The sequence below is a fragment of the Domibacillus mangrovi genome (assembly GCF_001906925.1).
GTDB lineage: Bacteria > Bacillota > Bacilli > Bacillales > Domibacillaceae > Domibacillus > Domibacillus mangrovi.
Map to the genome: position 1 here is coordinate 1 of NZ_MRWQ01000018.1, position 6,625 is coordinate 6,625.

Below are 6,625 nucleotides of genomic sequence, written 5' to 3' on the forward strand. Positions count from 1 at the left end.
GTAGTTGGGGGTTTCCCCCTGTGAGAGCAGGACGCCGCCAGGCAGCCAAAAGAACAGTGAAAACTGTTCTTTTTTTGTTCATTCATTTATTTAAAGATGCATGTAGTGGAATCCTTGATCGGAGTGAAGTAGTGCTTCTGGATGAATCAGATCACCTAAAGTATCAGACAGTTTCTTAAGCGTATATCCATCGTTAAGCTTTTTGAGAGATCATATGCAAGAATCTTCCTTGTAGCCGCATCTCTTACACAAGACAGGTACGCTGGCCGGTCAGAGCCATAGTACACATAGGTGATCCATAAGCAAGACTTTTACCGGCTCAGCCTGATCAAATTCGCGATTTAATCGGTTTGGCAGCGCCTTGTGTTCCTCTGCGTGACTTTCGCCAGTTTTTGATAAGGGTTCACCTGTCGGACCTTTACGATCAGGTTAAACGTAGCCATTAATCTTCTGATTTTCTTTTGAATCCAGCTTTTCCTTTCTTAGCATCGTAGATTATCTTGATGAGTTCATAATCCTGCCAGTCCTTCTCTGCTTTGATCGTCCAAGTATTTTCAAACTTTAGCCAAGCGGAATAGCCACTCCGGCTGACACCTGAAATCCGGCAAAGGTACGCTACGCTGTCATACTGTCATACGTGGGAGCTTAAAGCATCGAATCGTTTGTTCAATTAGCTGGAACTTTTCTGAAATCATAATGGCCTCTTCTTGATCGGCTTCCTTCGAAGAGGGTCTGCCAGAGGCGCCTTTTCCAAAAGTTTTAAACAGCTGTTTGGTTTGTCTTTACCGATCATTTCAAGATCAAATCCATGATCAATAAAGATTTAAGAAGGTGCTTATCCTTGCAGATTTTCTTTGATCGCGATTACTTTAAAGTCAGGCTGATAAGAAATAGAACGCACTGAAACATGTTTCACATTTGGATTATGTTCCAGCTGTCGTATTTGAATTTCATATTACTCATCCTTATGTCCTCCACTCATTTTGTTATAAACGGGTTTTTTCGCCAAAACACAAAAAGCCTCGAATAGGGACATTTTAAGTGTCCATCATTCGGGGTATAGTTCAGTTCATCGGTTCTATTACTTGCGAGTTAGATATTTAATTAAAAATTGTTTTAAAATAATATCATTTGAATTAAGCATTATGTGCAAAATTCAAATATAAAAATTATTCTTAATTATATAGACAAGTAATATAGAGACGTTTTTGTTTTTTTATATACAAGCTATGTTTATTTGATAACAGCAATAATAACGATATATAGCTGGATATCGCGAAAAATAAGCTAGAATAATGTATTCCTATCATCAGCTATAGTATTAAGGCTAATCGGCATTACTTCAGTTTTAAGTTAGCAGTAAGTCTATTGTCTTTTTAGAAACGTTTGATCACTATGCATACTGTATCGCTGCTAGGTTGAAACATGAAGGAACATCGATCAGCCATTGACATGAGAGATTGTTCATTTAAACATGTAGTAATATGAAGAGATATAATCAAGTGATAAGACTACATAATTGTCTAAATAAGTAACCATGCTTTTCCTTTCTTAACACATTTTTTAAAAATTTACGATTGCTGATAAAGGCTTCCTATAAATTGAGTTGGAGCTAAATGAACAAACTTTTTAAATCCTTTAATAAAATGTGCTTGATCATAATACCCATTTTCATAAACAATATCCGCTAGGTTATGATGATTTTTTTCGAAAATCATGGCTAAAGAATTTTGAAATCTAACAATTTCACTAAATTGCTTTGGTGAAAAGCCGATAGACTCTTCAAATTTTTTACGTATATAACGATCTGAATAACCAGTATCTACTGTTAAATCATTAATACTGATGTTTCCATTAGCTAAGTAAATTTGGTTAATACAATAACCTACAATATTTTGAGATTGTGATTGTGGTGATATGCCTTTAATAAATAATTCAAAGAGGTGTATTCTCTCGGTAAAGCTATTGCCTTTTAATATTTTCTCCATAAGAAAAGGATCTACAGACATAATATCATCTAAAGGTATTTTTTTACCTAGAAGATCCCTCATTGAACAATTTATTTTGAGAAGCCCTTGCTCAGGCTGGAATCTAACACCAAAATATTCACAGCCTTTTTGAAAACTTAACTGCTGCTCTCTCCGTTCCAGTGGACTGGTCCAAAGAAAAATAGATGGCTTTTTCGGACAACAACAAAACAGCAAGTCAAAACAACCATCAGGTATAAGTGCAAATGGATTTATTGAATCCTCTTGGGTTTTAAACTGATAATATAAGGCAATATCTCTACCTATGAGACGGTTTAATGGTCGCTGCTCGATGTATTCATCCATTTTATACTGAACTTCAGGTTGAGAAGGAAAAAAAGTAAGGGCTTTCATGTTGTTTCACTCCTCTAATTCGTACATATTCAATACAGTATACTAACGTTTTAATACTGATTACTTAAAGCTTTTTATTTAAATTACAAATCGATGGCTACACAGCCATTTGCACGTGAAACACATGTCAAAATGACATTTGCTTCTTTCTTTTCTTCATCCGTAAGGAAGGTATCTCTGTGGTCGACTTCACCATCTAATACATCAACTTGACAGCTGCCACATCCACCGACTTTACAAGAATAAGGTGCATCAATACCATTTTCCAGTAAAACATCTAATAAAGTTTCGCCTTCAGGAACTTGAAGAACTTTGTTGCTTTGATTCAGTTTTACTTCAAAAGCATACAATGGACCAAAATCTGGCGGCGTGAAAAGTTCAAAATGAATACTGCTATCAGGATATCCGTATGATTTTGCAGCTTCTGAAAATTCTCTTACCATTCCTTCAGTACCACAAAAATAAACGTGAGTTCCAATTGGTTGGTTCTTCATCACTTCTGTTGTCATTCTTCGATCTGTTCTTGAGAAATAGAAGTTGGTTTCGTCTGGATAAGTAGATGACAAGAATGAATGAAAAGCACACAATTCTTTTGATGGAGCTGCATAATGCAGTTCAAATGATTTCCCCTGCTTTTTCAAACTAGAAGCCATAGCTATAAACGGCGTGATTCCAATACCTGCAGCAATAAAGACATGATGCTTAGCTCTAAAGCTAAGTGGGAAATGGTTTTTGGGATAACTAATCTCTAGTTGATCCCCTTCTTTTATCTTATCATGCCAATATACAGATCCACCTTTGGAATGTGTGTTTCTGCCGACAGCAATTTGGTAGTATTCATTTTGATCTATATCATTTGTTAATGAATAATGTCGTTCAAGTAGTTCGTGCTCACTCTGAACCCTCGTCGTAATATGAGACCCTCCGCTAAAATGCGGCAATTTAGATCCGTCTGCTGCCTTTAACTGAAAACTTTTAACCGATGGGGATTCAACGGTAATTTTATCCACAATCACATCAATGGCAGTAGTATTCAATTTTTTCAACTCAACTGTAGCAGTATCCAATTTTGCCTACTCTCCTTTCTAAACTGAAAACTTAGTCAACATGAATATAACCTAAGTATGCATCTAATGTTTTTGAATAGTGTTCAGAAACGTCAAGAACGGTCTTACAATGTTCACACGTTAGGTCATTACTTTTCGTTTTCTTACTGAATTTATAGCATTTCACACAGTATACTTTTTCTTCTTTTTCACCGATTTCTTTAGTTTGAATCTCTTCATCTGTAAAACCCGCTGCATAGGCAATTTCTTTAACATCACGAACCATTGTCCATGATCCAGAGATAAACAGCTTTGTACCCATTAATTGCTTATCTAGGATAGATTGTATATCTTCATCTGAAAATGATGAAATACTTACAATGTGATCCCCATGCTTATGTTGAAGATAATCCATTACAGGATCTTTTTCTTTCGCTTTCACAAAAACATTGAATTCTATATTTTTTAAGGCAAGAAAATCAATATCTGCTAAACTATCAAAAAGCGCCGATTGATCAATTAAAATCAGCATTTTTTGACAATCATGGTGAAGTTCGAAGTATGGGTCTTCCTCAACGGCCAACTTGAATTCATCGATTCGAAGATGTTCCACGAATTGTCCTCTTTTTTCTTCTGGGTAATCTGATGTATTAATTAGAAGGCGATATGTTCCTTCCTTTTTACCCGTTTCAACTAAATAAACAGGAAGCTCAAATGTAGTATCATTGCATATAATTTGGTTTGCAATGCCTATCATTTGAGTATTGGACCCTGCCAGCAATTCTACTTCTGCCACATACCCTTGATCAAACTCTCTCTCTTCTTGTATGACCCTGCCTTTGACTGTATTCAATATCCTCATCCCTTTGATTAATTTGAAGTAGTCTTTTCTATATTACTTTCCAAATATCCCACTAATTTATCTTTATAGGAAAGGAATCCTTTGTATTCAGCTATATCGTCTGCCACAGTAACAAATATATTGTTTAATTGTTTCGTCCATTGAGGATTTTTAACTAGCTCATCTAGTCTGATTAAATGTGTATGGATACTGAACAAAATGCCGTTGCTACGCGGAAGTCGAAATAGCTTTTGATCTTCAACCCTGAAATATACTATTTCTCCTGCATTTTCACTTGTTACATTATCTTTATTTGCTCCCCATTCATCAAATGCTTCAGGAGATGAATCAAGAACTGGCTCAACAGTCACTGTCCAGTTAAATCGAGTCCACGGTTTCCCTGGTTCCATTCTCATAATAAAATTCCGAATTTTCTCAGCTAATCCGGTTGTTGTAAAACGTGATGGTACAGGAAAATGAATAGACATAAAGTCCATCTCAAAATCAAACTTAAGCGACCAATTAGCTGGAAAACACAATTGTCCTGCGTCTAAATACAGATCTCCATCTCTTTGTGCAAGATAAATCAAGTCTGCTTGAACATGACGTCCTATAAAGTCTAACGGCTCATACGGCAAAGTTGAGTTATCTCCAAAAGTAAAGGATTGTTCTTCTCCAAGAATGTGATTTTGGAATGTCCACTGATTTCCATTTTTAATCACAGTGAAATAGTGTGGGTAAATGGAAGCCATTTCATCCATCGTAAATTGAAGAATTTCCCATTGAGCTTCAAACGAATGAGGAGCAGATTGATAAGTTTGCTCTTTTCTGCTATCTAGAAGCTCCCTTTTCAATTTGATTTCTTCAATGTATTCAGGAGTAATATCAAGCATAATCGGCGGCTCAAGTGGTATAGAGTTGTTGGAAAAATCGTGAAAATCTGACTTAAATGGCCATGGGAAACGTTCTAGTATAGGCTGATCTGGAATTTTTGCGATTTTTACAGGGGTAGGAGTAGCTTTATCCATTCTTTTTTTCCTCCTTCATAAAATATAAGTGTTTTTTAGAAAACGATAGACATTCTATAAGTAATACCTTCTTATAGAATGTCTTATCATTATATTATCATTATATCTTTTTGTAATTACGCTGTTGTGGATAGTACTTTTTGAAAATTCAGCTTTAATGAAGCTGATTATTGCATAAATGCTGGAAGAGCCGCAGCATGTTTCGTGTAGATTGCTTCTCCATCACTTTCGCCATCAAATACAACTGGGAAGTCTGGTGAGAAGAGGATAACGTCTCCTGCTTCTGCTACGTAACGGTTGCCTTCTTTGTCACGGATAACAAATTTACCTTTTGTTACGACTTTGTATTCTACAACGTCATACAAGAAATCAAATGATTCCCCTGGTGACATTGAAAAGAAGCCGATTGTAAGTGGATTTGATGCTGTGTTTACTGGTACATCAACAATTTTGCTGTTTACTCCTGGTTGGTTGATGATCGTACCTACATCTAGTTTTGGAAATAATTTGTCTAAATCTGCTGCTTTAAAGATTTGGATTCCTGGTTTTTGGCTCAATTGGTTTTGGTTTGTTTCTGTTGATGATTGGCTCATGTTTGACACTCCTATAAGTTTAATTTTTTATTTATTTTGTCTTACATTTAAAAGTGTTTTTTACTTTAAGCTGTAACTGCACCTTTAATGAGTCGTTGCATTTCTGCCGCAACTGCTTGTTTGTCGTCTGCGCCTGTGATACCGCCGCCTACGATAACAAGATCCGGTTGTGCTGCAATAACACCCGGAAGCGTTTCCAATTTAATGCCGCCTGCAACAGCTGTTTTCGCGTTTTTCACGACACTTTTGATTGTGTTAAGTTGTTCAAACGGTGTTTCACCCGCTGCTTGAAGATCGTAACCTGTATGTACACAGATGTAATCTACACCAAGTGCATCTACTTCTTGTGCACGTTTTGCAAGATCTTTAATGTTGATCATGTCGATCAAGATTTCAGAACCGTGTTTTTTCGCTTCTTCTACCGCACCTTTGATTGTTGCATCATCTGTTGCACCAAGAATCGTTACGATACCTGCGCCTGCTTGAGAAGCTACCATTACTTCATAACCGCCTGCGTCCATTACTTTCAAGTCTGCAAGAACAGTCAAGTTCGGGAATGCTTCTTTCATTTCTTTTACAGCACGAAGGCCTTCGTTAATAATAACTGGTGTGCCGATTTCAACGACATCAACGAATTGTTCTACTTCTTTCACTACTGCGATACCTTCTTGTATGTTGACTAGATCAAGTGCTAATTGTAATTTCATGGATATGTCACTCCTTCTAAGTAGTTTAT

The 6,625-nt window shown here is 36.3% G+C and carries 6 protein-coding genes; all 6 read right to left on the reverse strand.

Annotated features, from left to right (window positions below):
* Positions 1-1,571: 1,571 nt before the first annotated feature.
* The 6 genes from BLL40_RS14895 to hxlA all read right to left on the reverse strand — a co-directional run bounded on the left by BLL40_RS14895 (position 1,572) and on the right by hxlA (position 6,596).
* Positions 1,572-2,381 (reverse strand): helix-turn-helix domain-containing protein, encoded by an 810-nt coding sequence (locus BLL40_RS14895; RefSeq protein WP_073712658.1) that lies wholly within the window; start codon positions 2,379-2,381, stop codon positions 1,572-1,574.
* A gap of 83 nt (positions 2,382-2,464) precedes the next feature.
* Positions 2,465-3,448 carry a PDR/VanB family oxidoreductase gene (locus tag BLL40_RS14900; RefSeq protein ID WP_245797967.1) on the reverse strand — a complete coding sequence of 328 codons (984 nt, stop codon included), beginning with the start codon at positions 3,446-3,448 and terminating at the stop codon, positions 2,465-2,467.
* A gap of 31 nt (positions 3,449-3,479) precedes the next feature.
* Positions 3,480-4,280, reverse strand: a complete 801-nt coding sequence (locus BLL40_RS14905) for a dimethylamine monooxygenase subunit DmmA family protein (RefSeq protein ID WP_073712659.1) — start codon at positions 4,278-4,280, stop codon at positions 3,480-3,482.
* A 17-nt stretch (positions 4,281-4,297) separates the two neighbouring features.
* Positions 4,298-5,296, reverse strand: a complete 999-nt coding sequence (locus BLL40_RS14910) for a heme-dependent oxidative N-demethylase family protein (RefSeq protein WP_073712660.1) — start codon at positions 5,294-5,296, stop codon at positions 4,298-4,300.
* Between the two features lie 167 nt (positions 5,297-5,463).
* The gene (locus BLL40_RS14915) at positions 5,464-5,889 is read right to left on the reverse strand and encodes a cupin domain-containing protein (protein ID WP_073712661.1); all 426 of its coding nucleotides are present in this window, start codon (positions 5,887-5,889) and stop codon (positions 5,464-5,466) included.
* A 65-nt stretch (positions 5,890-5,954) separates the two neighbouring features.
* Entirely contained in the window at positions 5,955-6,596 is a 642-nt protein-coding gene (gene hxlA, locus BLL40_RS14920) for a 3-hexulose-6-phosphate synthase (protein ID WP_073712662.1), read from the reverse strand.
* Positions 6,597-6,625 lie beyond the last annotated feature (29 nt).

What these genes read in the sequence shown, in the direction of transcription:
- hxlA (WP_073712662.1), bottom strand. Translation starts at nt 6,596, where the DNA reads ATGAAATTACAATTAGCACTTGATCTAGTCAACATACAAGAAGGTATC.
- BLL40_RS14895 (WP_073712658.1), bottom strand. Translation starts at nt 2,381, where the DNA reads ATGAAAGCCCTTACTTTTTTTCCTTCTCAACCTGAAGTTCAGTATAAA.
- BLL40_RS14915 (WP_073712661.1), bottom strand. Translation starts at nt 5,889, where the DNA reads ATGAGCCAATCATCAACAGAAACAAACCAAAACCAATTGAGCCAAAAA.
- BLL40_RS14910 (WP_073712660.1), bottom strand. Translation starts at nt 5,296, where the DNA reads ATGGATAAAGCTACTCCTACCCCTGTAAAAATCGCAAAAATTCCAGAT.